This window comes from Amycolatopsis sp. NPDC049691 (assembly GCF_040675005.1).
In the GTDB taxonomy this organism is placed as follows: Bacteria; Actinomycetota; Actinomycetes; order Mycobacteriales; family Pseudonocardiaceae; genus Amycolatopsis.
This window is the reverse complement of sequence record NZ_JBFANX010000011.1, coordinates 11,185-27,106: the sequence shown is the minus strand read 5'-3', so window position 1 is coordinate 27,106 and position 15,922 is coordinate 11,185. Positions and strand designations below refer to the sequence as shown.

Annotated in this window: 14 protein-coding genes; 12 read left to right on the top strand and 2 right to left on the bottom strand. The window is 70.1% G+C overall.

Annotated elements, in window-relative coordinates; translation table 11 throughout:
* On the bottom strand, positions 1 to 1,089 hold the full coding sequence (locus tag AB0J40_RS24705) for a HEAT repeat domain-containing protein (protein ID WP_364456892.1): 1,089 nt from the start codon (positions 1,087 to 1,089) through the stop codon (positions 1 to 3).
* Complete coding sequence (locus AB0J40_RS24700; protein WP_364456890.1) at positions 1,086 to 4,340, bottom strand: hypothetical protein; 3,255 nt, start codon at positions 4,338 to 4,340, stop codon at positions 1,086 to 1,088. The genes AB0J40_RS24705 and AB0J40_RS24700 overlap by 4 nt, the downstream gene beginning before the upstream one ends.
* Positions 4,341 to 4,530: 190 nt before the next feature.
* On the opposite strand from AB0J40_RS24700, the gene AB0J40_RS24695 reads away from it, so the two are divergent.
* The 12 genes from AB0J40_RS24695 (at position 4,531) to AB0J40_RS24640 (ending at position 15,920) form a co-directional block, all read left to right on the top strand.
* Positions 4,531 to 6,084, top strand: a complete 1,554-nt coding sequence (locus tag AB0J40_RS24695) for a phage tail sheath family protein (protein ID WP_364456889.1) — start codon at positions 4,531 to 4,533, stop codon at positions 6,082 to 6,084.
* Between the two features lie 15 nt (positions 6,085 to 6,099).
* Complete coding sequence (locus tag AB0J40_RS24690; protein WP_364456887.1) at positions 6,100 to 6,543, top strand: phage tail protein; 444 nt, start codon at positions 6,100 to 6,102, stop codon at positions 6,541 to 6,543.
* A 4-nt stretch (positions 6,544 to 6,547) separates the two neighbouring features.
* Positions 6,548 to 7,006 carry a hypothetical protein gene (locus AB0J40_RS24685; protein ID WP_364456885.1) on the top strand — a complete coding sequence of 153 codons (459 nt, stop codon included), beginning with the start codon at positions 6,548 to 6,550 and terminating at the stop codon, positions 7,004 to 7,006.
* Complete coding sequence (locus AB0J40_RS24680) at positions 7,003 to 7,161, top strand: DUF6760 family protein (RefSeq protein ID WP_086682608.1); 159 nt, start codon at positions 7,003 to 7,005, stop codon at positions 7,159 to 7,161. The genes AB0J40_RS24685 and AB0J40_RS24680 overlap by 4 nt, the downstream gene beginning before the upstream one ends.
* 2,188 nt (positions 7,162 to 9,349) lie before the next feature.
* Positions 9,350 to 9,634 (top strand): hypothetical protein, encoded by a 285-nt coding sequence (locus AB0J40_RS24675; RefSeq protein WP_364456883.1) that lies wholly within the window; start codon positions 9,350 to 9,352, stop codon positions 9,632 to 9,634.
* A gap of 11 nt (positions 9,635 to 9,645) precedes the next feature.
* Positions 9,646 to 10,092, top strand: coding sequence for a phage tail protein (locus tag AB0J40_RS24670; protein ID WP_364456881.1), 447 nt, complete (start codon positions 9,646 to 9,648; stop codon positions 10,090 to 10,092).
* Between the two features lie 5 nt (positions 10,093 to 10,097).
* A complete protein-coding gene (locus AB0J40_RS24665; RefSeq protein ID WP_364456880.1) occupies positions 10,098 to 10,859 on the top strand; it encodes a LysM peptidoglycan-binding domain-containing protein in 762 nt (253 codons plus the stop codon).
* A complete protein-coding gene (locus AB0J40_RS24660; RefSeq protein WP_364456878.1) occupies positions 10,852 to 12,672 on the top strand; it encodes a VgrG-related protein in 1,821 nt (606 codons plus the stop codon). The genes AB0J40_RS24665 and AB0J40_RS24660 overlap by 8 nt, the downstream gene beginning before the upstream one ends.
* Positions 12,673 to 12,684: 12 nt before the next feature.
* Positions 12,685 to 12,966 carry a PAAR domain-containing protein gene (locus tag AB0J40_RS24655; RefSeq protein ID WP_364268765.1) on the top strand — a complete coding sequence of 94 codons (282 nt, stop codon included), beginning with the start codon at positions 12,685 to 12,687 and terminating at the stop codon, positions 12,964 to 12,966.
* A gap of 13 nt (positions 12,967 to 12,979) precedes the next feature.
* Positions 12,980 to 13,423, top strand: a complete 444-nt coding sequence (locus AB0J40_RS24650) for a GPW/gp25 family protein (RefSeq protein WP_364457304.1) — start codon at positions 12,980 to 12,982, stop codon at positions 13,421 to 13,423.
* A complete protein-coding gene (locus tag AB0J40_RS24645) occupies positions 13,423 to 15,384 on the top strand; it encodes a putative baseplate assembly protein (RefSeq protein ID WP_364456876.1) in 1,962 nt (653 codons plus the stop codon). Before AB0J40_RS24650 ends, AB0J40_RS24645 begins: the two co-directional genes overlap by 1 nt.
* Entirely contained in the window at positions 15,381 to 15,920 is a 540-nt protein-coding gene (locus AB0J40_RS24640; RefSeq protein WP_364456874.1) for a phage tail protein, read from the top strand. The genes AB0J40_RS24645 and AB0J40_RS24640 overlap by 4 nt, the downstream gene beginning before the upstream one ends.
* The last annotated feature ends 2 nt before the right edge of the window (positions 15,921 to 15,922 follow it).

Below are 15,922 nucleotides of genomic sequence, written 5' to 3'. Positions count from 1 at the left end.
TCAGTCACGTCGCGCGGAGAACATCTCCGGTGGAACAGGGCGTCCCCACTTGTGGAGCACGCCCGGGGCAAGACCCAGTGCTTCCACACTCGTCCGGGCTTCGGAAATCCGATTGAAGTCGACGAGCTCGTCGATCTCCAGTCCGGTGATTGTCCGCAGCTCGGCTGCGATTTCCGATCGTCGGTCACCCGAGAGAAGATCGGCCAGCTCGGTGACTTTGACGGGATGCCCCAACCGGTGGCAGACATCGCCGGCGAGCTTCGGCCGTAGGTCTCGCCATTCGGCCTCGATTGCGTCGACGTTGCCCTCGAGGCCGAGGCAGTCGCCGATTCTCACGTGGATCCTGTTCGCGACGTTGTCGTCTCGATCATCGACGTGTTCTATGAGGATGTCGATGCTGTCGGGCGTGCCCAGCAGAAAGAGCGGATCGACAGCTGCTTCCCGCACTTCGGCGTCCGCATCGTTGATAGCCCGATCGAGAACCTCGAGCATCTTCGAGCCGACCACGAGTTGGAGACACGTGGCCGCACGCGCACGGGTGGGTGGAAAATCAACCTCGAGCAGCCTGGCGACGGCCGGAAATCCGCTGTGATCGCCAAGTTTGGCGGCTGCCGCGGCGGCAGCGACGACCAACATCGGCCATTCTTCGGCCTCGGGGTCTTCTGCTGCGGCGTCCACGACGACCTTCTGGAGGAGCGGGGTCACCGAATCGGACCCGAGGTTTCCGAGTGCGTCGGCGGCGTGTGCCCGGGTGGTCGTGAGGCCATCGCGATCGGACAGGAGAAGGCTCAAAGGTTCGACGGCGCGTTGGTCATGGGACCGGCCCAAGGCGGCGATGCAGCTTTCCCCCAGTACGCGCTGGTCGGCCTCGATGTGATCGAGCAGCAGCGGCACCGCTTCCGACCCGTGGAGGCTGCGAACCACCCACGGCAGTCGGCCGACCGGGCTGATCCAGGAGCTTTCGGCCAAGGTCTCGATCACCGCGGGAAGAGCGGCGGTTCCTCGTGCTACCAACGCTCTGGCGGCCTGGTCAGCCGACTCGTCCGCCCCCTTGGCCCGGTCGATCAGGCTTCCGACGTCATCGCTCACTTGATGTCCCTCATGATGATGGACTTTCGGGTGGTCCAGAAGCTGCTGAAGTATTGGTGCTCGGTTCTCCGGATGAAGATTAGGTTGGTCCCGGCATTGGTGCCACCCCAGTTGACCGGTTGGATGTGGTGCTCGTCCCACTCCAGGAGGTACAGGTCGCGCCAGCCCATCCCGAGTTCCCGCTCGACGGCGCGTTTGGCGCCGCTTTCGAGCTCACCGGCCCGCCAGTCGGGGTTCTTCTTCTTGAGCTGTTGCTTGTGTTCCTCCTTACGAGTGGTGACGGCGTCTCGCCAGCTTTCCCGGTTGGGAGAACCGCCGGTCTTTTCGCCCGCCACGGTGTAGTCCCCGACCGGCTTGGGAACCTTGCCGTTCGGATGTGAGTACGTTCCGTTCGCCGGATGCGGGGTCGCCTTGAAGCTGTCATAAGAACCCCAGTCCGGGAAGTTTGCGAAGTTGCCCTTGAAAGACGTGGCCGACAGTTTGACGGCTTTGTACAGTCCCGGGCCGCCACCTTTGATGACCTGTCGTGGTCCGCGCTTCTTGGGATTGACTTCGCCTTCGATGTGAACGACTTCGCCGGCCTCTTCGTGTTGTTCGACGACCAACGTCAGTGACGCCATGCGGTACTTTTCCTTGATGGCCGGAAGCCGTCGGTTGATCGCCTCCTCCGGGAGCCCGCTGTCGACGAGCGCGGTGGCCTCGGCAACCCCCGAGTCGAGGGCACGTTGCTTCTCTGCGGGCGACCTCTGGTCGTCTCCCTTCTTGCCCTTGAGCTTCGACCAAACCTTCTTCCCGGCCTTGACGACCGTCCCCACCACGGAGTCGATCACCTTGCCCACCGGGGCTTGGACCTTCTCCAGCACGGACTTGATCTTCTCCGAAATCCCGCCCAGCCCCAGCAAACTCGCCAGGAACCCGAGCACCATCGGCAACGCCTTGGCCAACGTCCGCTCGATCAACCCCGCCACGGCCCCCGCGCCACCCCGGGCGATCGACTCCACCGAGTCCAAAACCGAATCGACGAACTCCTTGATCTGCGATGCCTTCTCCACGAAGAACATCACGATGTCGTAGATCGCCTTGCAGGCCTTGATGAACGCCGCCGCCGGGTTCAGCAGGGAAATGATCCACGTTATCCCCGCCTTGACGATCTTCTCGATCACGAATTCCTTGATCTGGCCGAGCACCATCTCCTTCAGATCGCCCAGCTTGGAAACCACCCAGCGCCACAGCCCCGGCACGCCCTCGGTGATCAGGATCTTGACCACCTCGAGGGTCTGCTCCAGCTTGGCCAGCACCGGCTCCGGGATGAACCGCAGGATCCGCGCGCGGACGCTCGCCCAGGTCAGGCCCAGGATCGACAGCACCATCTTCAAGATGCCCTTGGCGTCCAGCGCCTCCGGGATCTCGATGCCCGCGCTCGCCAGGTTGCCCAGCAGCCACCCCTTCAGGCCGTCCTTGAGGTGCTGGACGATGTTGGCCCCGAAGTTCATCACCCCGGTCTTCACCGCGTTGACCAGGTTGCCCAGGAACTCGATCGGCTTCCTGATGATCAGCTCGACCGCGTTCGCGGCCCGGGACAGCACCCCGAGCAGCATGTTCTTCAGCTGCAGGATCGTCTCGATCGCGCCGCCGACCGCCTCCTTCGCCTTGCTCCACAGGCCCTTGTTCTCCGCCTGCAGCGCCTTGATCTCCTCGTCGACGGCGTTGCGGGCCTCGCTGTACTTCTGCGCCAGGTCCTCGACCAGCGACTGCTGCTTCTCGTCGACGGACTTCTCGAGCTCGTCGAACTGCCCGCCGAACTCCTTCGCCGCCTCGCCCGCGATCTTGCGCAACGCCGGCGACTGCGACTCCACCTTCTGCTTGACGCGAGCCCGGCCGTCGGCGATCAGCTGCTTCGCCTCACCCAGCTTCTGCCCTACGAAGTCCGCGATCTCGCCGATGACCCCCTGCATCCTGACCTCGTAGACCTTCTTGGCCTCGAGGAACAGGTTGTTCGCCTCGGCGGGCAGATCGGCGAACAGGTCATACGCCCAGCGCGCCGCGCCGCTGATGCCGTCGTAGCGCTCGTCCTTGTAGCGCTTCATCCGCGCCTGGTGATCGGCGGTGAACGCGGCCTTGGCCTGCGCCTCGCCCGCCTCGAACTTCTTCGCCACCTGGTCGTCGAGGGCGCCCAGCACGCCCTCGACCTTCGTCTTGGTCTCGTCGAAGATCGCCTTGATCTCGCCGGTGATCCGCGCCCGGTCCTGCTCGTCCTTCGCCTTCGTGGCCGACTTCGCCGCCTGCCCGCGCTGGGCCGACGACGACCGCGCCCCCGTCATGCCCGCCAGCGCCGCCTGCCCGGACGCCTGCGCCGCCCCGGTGACCGCCGCCAGCTGCCCGGCCTCCGACGAGCGGACCGCCGCCGGCGCGGACGCCGTGTGCTGCTCGCCCGCCTGCTTCGCCGCGAGCGCGCCGGTGAACTCCGGCTCGTTGGACTGCGCCAGCTGCTGATCGGTGACACCGGCCGCGGCCATCGCGCCGTGCGTCTCGCACTGGTCGGCACGCAGGTCGGTCTGCTCGGGCGGTGCCTTGTCCGGGGTGGCCTTGCGCGGGTCCGGTGGCACCAGCGCGGGCGGGGCCGGGGCCGGCGGCAGCGGGGTGACCGGCTTTTCGACCGCGCGGCCGGGGTCCGGCGCCTCCTTCGTCCGCTCGGTGACGTCCTTGGCCGAGGCGTCCTTGCCGCTGGTGACCTTGCCCAGCACCTCGGCCTTGACCTGGTCGGCCTTGCCGGAGGAGGCGAACTTGTCGGCCTCGTCGAGGTTCTTCGGCGCCTGCTTGGCGACGGCGGCGTTCACCGCGGCGATGAACGCCGCCTTGTCGAACCCCGCCGGTTTCGCCGCCGCCATCTTGTCCGCCTGGGCGGCCTTGGCCTGCGCGTCCTTGTCGTCGGCGGGCGCGACCGCGGCGTCCTGCGCCTTCTTGACCTCTGCGCCGGCGGGCGGGTGCGCCTTCGCCGCCTTGGCCTGCGTGCCGACGTCCTTCTTCAGCGACTGGAACTTCGGGTCGGACGCGGGCGTGACCCCGGCCGGCGCGACCGGGGGAGCGGGACAGCCCTGCCGTTGCAACGCGACCAGCCCGGCCACCGCGGCGTTGCCCGCGGAAGCCTGCAGGCGCAGCAACGCGGGCGGCGTCGCCCGGCGCGTGGATCCGGCCGCCCGCGCGGGCGGCGCGGACGGCTCCCGTGGCGCGTTGTCCCGCCGCGTAGGCATGGCTCCACTCTCGGCCCGCGGCGGCGGGTTGCCAACGACCGGACGGGCGGCCCCGGGTGCCCGAACGGGCAGCTGCCTTTAAGGGCAGAGATCGGTTCCCGCCGGCCTAGCCGTGCGGTCGTACCGCCGCGAACGCGCGGGCAGCACGATCGCCGATGTCAAGACTTGTGCGTCGACAAGGGAGGCCCGCATGCCCACCTATCTCACGCCGGGGGTGTACGTCGAGGAGATCGAGGCGGGCGCACGGCCGATCGAGGGCGTGGGCACCGCTGTCGCCGCCTTCGTCGGCTTCGCCGCGGACGGTCCCTTCAACACCCCGACGCTCGTGTCCAACTGGGGCCAGTTCACGCAGATCTTCGGCGACTTCGTCGAAGGCTGCTACCTGGCCCAGTCCGTCTACGGCTACTTCCTCAACGGCGGCACCAACTGCTACATCGTCCGCGTCGGCGGGTCCCGCGCCCAGGACAACGGCTCCACGCCGAAACGGCTCACCGCGCGCCAGGCCGTGCTCGGCGGCTACCGCTTCGTCGCCAAGGAGCTGCCCGAAGGCAAGCAGGCCGGCGAGATCACCGTCGAGGTGGCCGAGCCGACCGGCGAGAACCCCGCCGAAGACCGGTTCACCGTGCTCGTCAAGCAGGACGGCAAGGTCGTCGAAACGCACAACGTGACGACCAAGCGCACCAAGGAGAACGTCGTCACGGCGCTGCGGGAGAAGTCCAGTTTCGTCACCGTCGAAGAGGCGGCGGCCGGCGGCGCGGTCACCAAGCCGGAGAAGGGCACCGCGACGCTCACCGAGCCGCCGAAGGACCCGCAGGAACCGCCGGTGCCGCGCCGGGTCGCGGCCGGCGACTACGTCGGCGACGTCGCCGACCGCACCGGCTTCGGCGGCCTCGAAGCGATCGACGAGATCACCATGGTCGCGGCGCCGGACCTGATGGCCGCCTACCAGCGCGAGCTGCTGGACCTCGACACCGTCAAGGCCGTGCAGCTGGCGATGATCGCCCACTGCGAGCTGATGGGCGACCGGATGGCGATCATCGACCCGCCACCCGGCCTCAACCCGCAGGAGGTCCGCACCTGGCGGATGGACGCGGCCGGCTACGACTCGAAGTACGCCGCCCTGTACTACCCCTGGGTCCAGGTGCTCGACCCCGCCACCGGCACCAACACGTTCATCCCGCCCAGCGGCCACATGGCGGGCGTGTGGGCCCGCACCGACGCCACCCGCGGTGTCCACAAGGCACCGGCCAACGAGGTCGTCCGCGGCGCGCTCGCCCTCCAGACGCACCTGACCAAGGCCGAGCAGGAACTGCTCAACCCGATCGGCGTCAACTGCGTGCGGTCGTTCTCGGGCAAGGGGATCCGGGTGTGGGGCGCGCGGACGCTCTCGAGCGACCCGGCGTGGCGCTACCTCAACGTCCGGCGGCTGTTCAACTACCTCGAAGAGTCGATCCTCGGCGGCACGCAGTGGGTCGTGTTCGAGCCCAACGACGACGCGCTGTGGGCGCGGATTCGGCGCACGATCAGCGCGTTCCTGGTCATGGAGTGGCGCAAGGGCGCGTTGTTCGGGCTCACCCCGGACGAGGCCTTCTTCGTCAAGTGCGACCGCGAGACCAACCCGGCCGAGGGGATCGACCTCGGCCAGGTGATCTGCGAAGTGGGCATCGCCCCGGTGAAACCGGCGGAGTTCGTGATCTTCCGGCTGGCCCAGATGTCCGGCGGCACCAGCCTCGTCAACGAGTAGTGAAGGGACTCCACCATGGCACTTCCCGATCTCGACAAGGCGGTCGGCCACTCCTTCGGGCTGGAAATCGACGGCGTCCAGATCAAGCAGATCTCCGAGGTCTCCGGCCTCAAGATGGAGCAGGACGTCATCGAGCTCAAGCAGAACACCGTCGACGGCAAGTACGTCATCAAGAAGCTGCCCGGCCGCCCCAAGGCCGGTGAGGTCACGCTGACCCGCGGCCTCACCGAGGACAACAGCTTCGAGAAGTGGGTCAAGGACGCCCACTTCGGCAAGATGACGACGGCCCGCAAGGGCGGCGCCATCATCGTCTACGACTACGAGGGCACCGCGCTCAAGCGCTACAAGCTCACCAACGCCTGGCCGAAGAGCCTGGAGATCGGCGCGCTGAAGGCCGGCGACACGAGCGTGCTCACCGAAAAGCTCGTCATCACCTACGAGCAGATGGAAGTCGAGTGAGCCGATGCGCAGGGTGATGGCGTCGGCCCCCGCTGCGGCTTCGGTTTCGGCCGATGAAGCCCCGGCAGGGGAGTCCCGGGCGGACCGGCCGAAGCTGCGGACGGAGTTCGCGTTCGAGCTCCCGCGCGGGTACGTCGACGACGAGGGCAAGGTCCACCACTCCGGGGTGATGCGGCTGGCCACCGCGCGGGACGAGCTGGTCCCGCTGCGCGACGACCGGGTGCGCGAGAACTCGGCGTTCCTCACGGTGGTGCTGCTGGCCCGGGTCGTCACCCGGATCGGCGACATCACCGACGTGCACGCCGGGGTCATCGAGAACCTGTTCGCCTCGGACCTGGCGTTCCTGCAGGACATGTACCGCCGGATCAACAGCGAGGGCCACACCAGGGCGGGCGTGGCGTGCCCCGAGTGCGGTCACAGCTTCGTCGTCGACGTCGCCGGTGGCCGCCTGGGGGAATCGTGACGTACGCGGCCGGCCGGCTGCACGAGGAAGTCGCGTACGTCGCCTACCACCTGCACTGGTCGCTCGACGACATCCTCGACCTCGAACACCCCGACCGGTTGACCTACGTCGCCGAGATCGCCCGGATCAACACCCGGATGAGCCAGGGACGGTGACGCTGCGATGTGGTGGACCAGGAAGGAGTCACCCCCTGCCGCGCCGCCGGTGACTCGCGCGGAATGGCGTGGCGTGCCGCCGATCCGGCGCGTCCTCGCCGAGCACCCGCTGGTCAACCCGGTCCAGCGGTTCAGCGCATCGCTGACGTCCTGGCAGAGCCCGGCCTACCTCGAGCCGCTCGGGCACCAGGTCGGCCCGGACGAGCCGGCCGGCGTCATCGGCGACCTCGCCCGGCCGCGCACGCTCGAGACACCCGCGCCGGCGATGCCGGTGGTCCAGCGGGCGACCCGCAAGCGCAGCGGACTGTCCCGGCTTTGGGGCGGCGCCACAGTGCAGCGTGAGGTCCTGCCGGAGGCGGTTCCCGAACCGGTTTTCGCGCCGGAACCCACGCCGGAACCGCCTCCGCTGGTGTTGCCGGCGGTGGTCGTGCGCGAGGACGTGCGACCGCTGACGTCGGCTCAGACGGTCGTGCCACCGGTTCGGACCGTCCAGGCGATCGTGGAACCGTCCCCTGTGGACACCCCAGTGGCACCGGTGCCGGCACCGGCGCTGCCGGTGGTCCAGCGGGTCGAGCAGGCGACGCCCCGGCGGCTCGGGCTCGGTGCGCCGATTTCGCAGGGCGAGCTTTCGTCCGCAGCTCCTTTGGTCGCGGCGGAAGCGAGTGTGGCGCTGTCCGGTGCTACGGGGGTGGAGCCGGTGCAACGCCTCGGCGAGCCGTCGGCGGGCTCGCCGCCGGTCAACACCTTCCGTCCGCTCGAGACCCCGGAGCCGCCCGGACCTCCGGGCGGCTCGACGAGTGTTTCTCCGCCACCGGAACCAGCACTCCCGGTGGCGCGAGCCGTCGAGGGGGCTGAGGCACCGGTGGCGCGCGCGGCCACCTCTCCGGCGACACCGACGAGCGACGCCCCGCCCCTCCCGGTCAGCCGGGCAGTGCAGGAGTCGCCGCTCTCCGCAACGCCAGCTCCTCCGGCACAGGAGGCAGCCCTCCCGGCCGCGAGTGCGGCTCTTCCGGTCGCGCCCCTTCCGGAGACGACGGTTCTCCCAGTGGCCCGACAGGTGCAGGATTCGCCCCTCCCCACTCAGGTGGCCGAGACGGTTGTTCCGACAGTGCGACCGTTACCGGAAGCCGCCCCACCGGCGGCGCTTCCGGTGGTGGATGCCAGGGGAAGCGAGACAGCGGTCCTCCCGGTAGCGCGAGCGATGCACGAGTCCCCGGTTCCGGCGAAACCAGCATTGCCGGAACCGCCGCTGACGGTTGCGCGAGCCACCGAAACCTCCACACTCCCGGTCAGCCGAGCAGCGCACGAGCCCTCGCTCCCGGCCACCCAGCCGGCGCAGGAACCCTCGACGGCAGGGGCGATCGAAGCGGTGAAACCACTGGCGCACGAGCCGCCGCTCCCGGTCATCCACGCGAGCGAAACCGCAGCATCGCCGGTCAGCCGGGCGGTGCAAGTGCAGGCCGGTAGGAGCGACACCGCGGCGCTACCGGTCAGCCGAGCAACCGCAGACCTCCCACCCCCGGCCAACCCGACAAAGGAGATCCCGGTGCTCCCGGTCAGCCGGGCAATGGAAGACCTTTCGGCCGGCCCGACGAGCGGGACCCCAGCGCTCCCGATCATCCAGGCAGTGGAACACCCGACGAACGGGACCGCAGGGCTGCCGACCAGCCGAGCGGTCCAAGGCCTTCCGCTTCCGGCCAATCCGACAACCGGGGCGCTCCCGGTCAGCCGAGCAGTGCAAGACCTCCCAGCCAATCTGACGAGCGGAACCGCGGCGCTCCCGGTCAGCCGAGCAGCGCAAGACCTGCCGGCCCTCCCAACGAGCGGGGACACAGCGCTCCCGATCAGCCGAGTGGTGCAAGACCTTCCAGCCAACCCGACAAGCGGAACCGCAGCGCTCCCGATCATCCAGGCAGTCCCAGCCGGCCGGAAAGGAGAACCCGCGGCACTCCCGATCAGCCGAGCGGCCCAAGACCTCCCACACCCGGCCAACCCGACGAGCGAGACCGCGCTGCAACTCCTCCCACCCGACCGGGCAAACGAGACGCCCGCACTCCCGCTGGCACGGACCCCCGAGCCACCCCTCGCGGTCGCGAGAACCCTCGACGCTCCGGCCCTGACGATCCCACCGCTGCCGACCGCGGCAAACCCGCAGACCACCGTGGCCCGACCAGCCGACACACCACCCATGCCGGTCACCGGCGAACCGCCGATCACCACCCTCCTTCCGCTGGCGAGAACCCCCGAGGAACCCGCGAGGACGACCACCCAAGACCCCCCACCCGTCCAGCGCGCCCCCGAGCCGGCACCGGAACCCGCGCCCGCCCCGCAGCAGCAACAGCAGCAACAACACCAGCAGCCGGAAACCGAAGAACTCGTCAAGAAACTCTTCGACCCGCTCCTGCGCCGCCTCAAGACCGAACTCCGACTCGACCGTGAGCGCCGGGGTGCGCTCACCGATCGCCCGCACTGAAGGAGATGCCGATGCCGGACACCGAAGAGGCCGTTGCCGTGTGCTACGTCGTCAAGCTGGACGACAAGAACCTCGGCAACCTCGGCGCGTTCTCCAGCTGCGACGGGCTCGGCTGCGAATTCGTCATGGAACAGCGGGAGGAGGGCGGCAACAACGGCATGGTCTGGCAGCTGCCGACCCGGATCAAGTACTCCAACATCAAGCTCTCGCGCCCGGTCACCGAGGCCAGCGGGCAGATCACCAAGTGGTTCGCCAGCCTGGCGAGCGGGATCGAACGCAAGACCGCCACCATCGAGGCCCGCACCCTCGAAGGCAAGGTGATCGCCAGCTGGGCCCTCGAAGGCGTCGTCCCGGTGCGGTGGAGCGGCCCGCAGCTCTCGCCCGACTCGCCGAAGGTCGCCACCGAAACCCTCGAACTGGCCCACCACGGCTTCCTCAGCCCGGCGAAGAAGGGCTGACGCCGATGTCCTCACCCGTCACCTTCACCTCGGCCGGCTCCCGGACCACCGCGGCCTACACCTCGGGCGCGCCCAACAACCTGCAGCGCGCGCTGCTGGAGGTCCGCAAGCCGCCGCAGTCCGGGGGGACCGGGCAGCCGCCCGGCGACAAGATGTTCGACATCAAGTTCCAGTTCAACCCCAAAGAGCTCTCGCTGAGCAAGAACGCCAAGTGGGGCCGCGACGCGCAGCCCAACGCCAAGAAGAGCGCGCCGCCGCAGTTCAAGGGGTCCGATCCGGCCAAGCTCGCCCTCGAGATGTTCCTCGACGCCACCGACAAGATGGACGACGCCGTCGTCAAGAAGGTCGAGCAGCTGTTCACCTGCTGCGTGGCCACCGAGGACAGCCGCCAGCACCGCAAGCCCTCGCCGCCGTGGGTGATCTTCAAGTGGGGCGGCATGACCGGCTTCCCCGCCTACGTCTCCTCCGTCACCGCGAAGTACACGTTGTTCACGCCGTCGGGGACGCCGGTGCGCGCGGTCTGCACGGTGAACCTGGAGGAGATCGCCGGCGAGCTGAGCGGCCAGAACCCGACGTCCGGCGCGCTCGCGGCCCGGGACACCCACGTGCTCGTCGCCGGGGACTCGCTGCAGTCGGTGGCCTTCCGCGCCTACGGCGACGCCGGGAAGTGGCGCGAGATCGCCGACGCCAACGACATCGACGACCCGATGCGGCTGCGGCCGGGCACCCCGCTGCTGGTGCCCGCGCTGGAGGAGCTCGATGGCTAACGAGACCTTCACGAACACCCTCATGGTCGAAGTCGAGGGCACCGCGCTGCCCGACGACGTCAAGGTGATGCTCAGCTACGCCTACGTCGACGACAGCCGCAACCTGCCGGACACGTTCGTGCTGCGGTTCCGCGATCCCGGGACGGTCGTGCTGGACAAGGGCGGGTTCAAGGTCGGCGCCAAGATCAAGCTCAAGGTCCAAACGTCGGACCCGGAAGGTCCGCAAGACCTGCTTTCGGGCGAGGTCACCGCGGTCGCGATCGACCTGGACGCCCACGGCACGTTCACCGAGGTCCGCGGGTACGACCACGCGCACCGGCTGTTCCGCGGCCGCCGGGTCGCGGCCTACCCGAACATGACCGTCGCGGACATCGTGCGCAAGGTGACCCAGCGCGCGAAGATCCCGGCCGGCAAGATCGACGACGTCAAGGGCTTCGGCGGCCGGCCGAACACCCAGCTGGGCCAGGACAACGTCAGCGACTGGGAGTTCCTGACGCGGCTGGCCGACGCGGTCGGCGCGCAGATCGCCGTGCGCGACGGGAAGCTGAACTTCGAGCTCCCCGAGAAACCGTCCGGCGCGCCGTCGACCACCACGAAGGCGACGGCCGACCCGCTGGTCCTCGAGGCACACGGGACGCTGGTCAGCCTGCGCGCCAGCGTCACCGCGGCCGAACAGGTCCCCGAGGTGCGGGTCACCGGCTGGGACTACGAGAACAAGCAGGCGATCACCGCCACCGCGGTCCCGAAGAACGCGGGCGCGGAGGTGCCGGGGGTGGACCCGGTGGCGCTGGCGGGGAAGTTCTCGAGCCCGCCGTTCCTCGACGCCGCCTCGCCGCGGCGAGCGCAGGGCGAGGCGGACGCGACCGCGAAGGCGCTGGCCGACCGGTTCGGTGGTGCCTGCACCGAACTGGACGGTGTCGCGAAAGGCAATCCGAAGCTGCGTGCGGGCACCGCGGTCACCCTCACCGGTGTCGGCCAGCCGTTCTCGGGCAAGTACACGCTGACCAGCACGCGGCACCTGTTCAACGCCGAGGTCGGCTACACCACCGAGTTCACCGTGTCCGGCCGCCAGGAACGTTCGCTCTACGGCCTGGTCGCGGGCGGGGCGCCCGGCTCGTCGTGGCCCGGAGTGGTGTGCGCGCAGGTGAGCGACCTCAAGGACCCGGCGAAGCTCGGCCGCGTCAAGGTGACGTTCCCGTGGCTGGACAAGGACTTCACGAGCACTTGGGCCCGCACGGTCCAGCCCGGCGCGGGCAAGGGCCGTGGCGCGTTCGTGCTGCCCGAGGTCGGCGACGAGGTCCTGGTCGGGTTCGAACACGGCGACTTCGAAGCGCCCTACGTGCTGGGCGGGCTGCACAACGGCAAGGACACCCCGCCGAAGTTCGCCAAGGAGGTCGTCGACGGCACCAGCGGCGAGGCCGCCGTCCGCGGGTTCGTCTCGCGGAAGGGCCACAAGCTGGAGTTCGCCGAGGACGAGGGCATCACGCTGTCGTCCGGGGACGCGAAGTTCGTCGTCAAGATCGACCAGAAGAACCAGGTCATCGAGGTCACCAGCGGCAAGAGCGTGACGGTCAAGGCCCGGAACGGCGTGAGCATCGACGCCGGCACCGGGCCGCTGGAGCTCAAGGGCCAGAAGGTGACGGTGAAGTCCCAGACCGACGCCAGCGTCGAGGCCGGAGCGCAGCTGAAGCTGACCGGCACCGCGGGCGCGAAGCTCGAAGGCGCCACCGTTTCGGTCGCCGGGCAGGGCCAGACGGAGCTGACCGCCGGCGGTGTCGTCACCGTGCGCGGCAGCGTGGTCAAGATCAACTGACGGGGGAGCGACATGCCACCAGCCGCGAGGGTCGGCGACCCGACCGGGCACCCGGGCGTCATCGCCGGACCGGGCGTGCCGACCGTGCTGATCGGCGGGATGCCCGCCGCGAACGTCGGCACGCTGCACACGTGTTCGTTCCCGCCGCCCGCGGTGCACCCGCCGACGCCGATCGCACCGCCGGGCTGCCCGACGGTGCTGATCGGCGGCATGCCGGCGGCGCGGATGGGCGACCTGGCCGCGTGCGGCGCGCCGATCGTCATGGGCTGCCCGACCGTCCTGATCGGAGGCTGACGTGACGGTGCCGATGAAGGACTTCCTCGGCCGGGGACTGGCGTTCCCGCTGCACACCGACGCGACCGGCTCGGTCGCGCTGGTCGGCGGCGAACGCGAGGTCGTCGAGAGCATCCGGCTGATCCTGGCGACCTCGCCGGGCGAACGCCCGATGCGCCCGGAGTTCGGCTGCGCGGTGCACGACCTCGTGTTCGCACCCGCCGACGCGGCGACCGCCGGGCAGATCGCCTACGAGGTGCGGACCGCGCTGGAGCGCTGGGAGCCGCGGATCACCCTCGACGACGTCGTCGTCAGCTTCGACCAGGCCGACCGGGGGACGCTGCTGATCGACATCCGCTACCGCCTGCGCGGCACGAACGACCCGCGCAACCTCGTCTTCCCCTTCTACGTCATCCCGCCGCACGAGTCCTCTGCGCTCGATTCCACTGCGCCCGATTCTCAAACGGACGGTGCGTGATGTCCCTGCCGCTGCCCAACCTCGACGACCGCCGGTTCCAGGATCTGGTCGACGAAGCCAAGTACCTGGTCCAGCGCAACTGTCCGGAGTGGACCGACCACAACGTCTCCGACCCCGGCGTCACGCTGATCGAGACGTTCGCGCAGATGGTCGACCAGCTGCTCTACCGGCTCAACCGGGTACCAGAGCGGCACTACCTGCGGTTCCTCGACCTGATCGGGGTCCGGCTGTTCCCGCCGGCGGCGGCACGCGCCGACGTGACGTTCTGGCTCTCGGCCGCCCGGGACGTCCCGGTGGTCGTCGCGGCCGGGAAGCAGGTCGCGAGCGCACGCACCGAGGTCGAGGACCCGGTGGTGTTCACCGTCGAGCGGACGCTGACCATCGTGCCGTGCTCGCTCGCGCACCTGGCGACCAGCACGTCCGACACCGGGCTGCCGCCGGTCGACCACACCGACGAGCTGCTCGTCGGCGGCGGTCCCGCGGCGTTCACCGAGACCCCGGCCGCCGGGGACGCGGTCCTCTTCGGGCTGTCCGACGCCGTGCCCGGCTGCGCGGTGCTGCTGCGGATGAACTGCGAGGTCGAGGGCCAGGGTGTCGACCCGCTCGACCCGCCGTGGCGGTGGGAGGCCTGGGACGGGACCGGCTGGGTGGCGTGCGAGGTCGACCGGGACAGCACCGGTGCGTTCAACCGGGCGGGCGACATCGTCGTGCATGTCCCGCACGGGCACACGATGTCGGTGCTCGCCCGCCGTCGCGCGGGGTGGCTGCGGTGCCGGCTGGTCGAGGCCAAGGAGAACCAGCCGTTCTTCCAGCGTTCCCCGCGGCTGCACGCGGTCGAGGCCTCGACCATCGGCGGCACGGTCGGTGCCGTGCACGCGGAGATCATCCGCAACGAGATCGTCGGGACCTCCGACGGCACGCCCGGCCAGCGGTTCCCGCTCGGGCGGCCGCCGGTGGTCGCCGGGGACGGCGAGCTGGTCGTGGAGGTCTCGGGCCCGGACGGCTGGCAGCAGTGGACCGAGGTCCGCTCGTTCGCCGGTTCCGGGCCGGACGACCGGCACGTCGTGCTCGACCGGGTCGGCGGCGAGGTCGTGTTCGGGCCCGCGGTGCGCCAGCCCGAGGGCGGCCTCCGCTACTACGGTGCCGTCCCGGCCAAGTCCGCCGCGATCCGCGTGCCCGAATACCGCTCCGGCGGCGGGCGCCGCGGCAACGTCGCCCGCGAAGTCCTCGAGGTGCAACGGGACCCGATCCCGTTCGTGAGCAGCGTCGTGAACCGCCGTCCCGCGATCGGCGGGGTGGACGGCGAATCGGTGCGGGACGCGCAGGTCCGCGGCCCGCTGCTGCTGCGCACCCGCGACCGCGCGGTCACCGCCGAGGATTACGAGCAGCTCGCGCGCGAAGCGGCGCCGGAAGCCGCGCGCGTGCGGTGCATCCCCGCGCACGGCCCCGACGGCCGCGAAACCGGCGCGATCCGGGTCCTGGTCGTGCCGGCGGTGCCCGACACCGGCGAGCTCGCCTTCGCCACCCTGATGCTCGACGCCGGCATGCGCGCCCGGATCGAACGCCACCTCGACGAGCGGCGCTGCGTGGGCGCGCTCGTGTCCGTGGAGCCGCCGTTCTACCAGGGCGTCACGGTGGTCGCGCGGCTGCGCGCCCGGCGCCGCACGACCGCGGGCACGCTCGGCGCCCGCGCGACCCAGGCCCTCTACGACTACTTCAACCCGCTCAGCGGCGGCCCGGACGGCGACGGCTGGCCGTTCGGGCGTCCGGTGCAGTCGGGCGAGGTCTTCGCGGTGCTGCAACGGCTGCCCGGCGTCGAGCTGGTGGAGGACGTGCGCCTGTTCGCGGCGAACCCGATCACGCGCGAACGCGGCGACCAGGTCGACCGGCTCGACCTGCCGCCCCAGGCGCTCGCGTTCTCCTTCGGGCACCAGGTCCGCGTGCGGGAGGCCGGCGCATGAGGACGGGGATCCCGGGGCTGCCGAGCGCGCACCCGATCGGCGAGCAGCTGCCCGCGGTGTACGCCGAGGACCGGTTCGTGCGGGGCTTCACCGGCGCGCTGGACGAGGTCCTCGCCCCCGTCTTGTCCACATTGGACAACTTCGCCGGCTACCTCGATCCCGGGGTGGCGCCCGAGGACTTCGTCGGCTGGCTGGCGCACTGGGTCGCGTTGCGGGTCGACGAGAGCTGGAGCCCGGCGCAGCTGCGGCAGCTGGTGACGCGCTCGGTCGAGCTGCACCGGTGGCGCGGCACCCGGCGTGGCCTGGCCGAGCACGTGGGGCTGCTGACCGGCGGCGTGGTCGAGGTGACCGACAGCGGCGGTGTCGTCGCTTCGCCGACGCCCGGCGCGCCGCTGCCGGACCCGGGACCGGCGTGGGTGCAGGTGCTGGTGCGGGTGCCCGACCCGGCCCGGGTGGACCGGCGGCGGCTGACGGCGGCGGTCGTGGAGGCGGTGCCCGCCCACGTGCGGGTCGCGGTGGAAGTGGTGGAGGGGTAGCG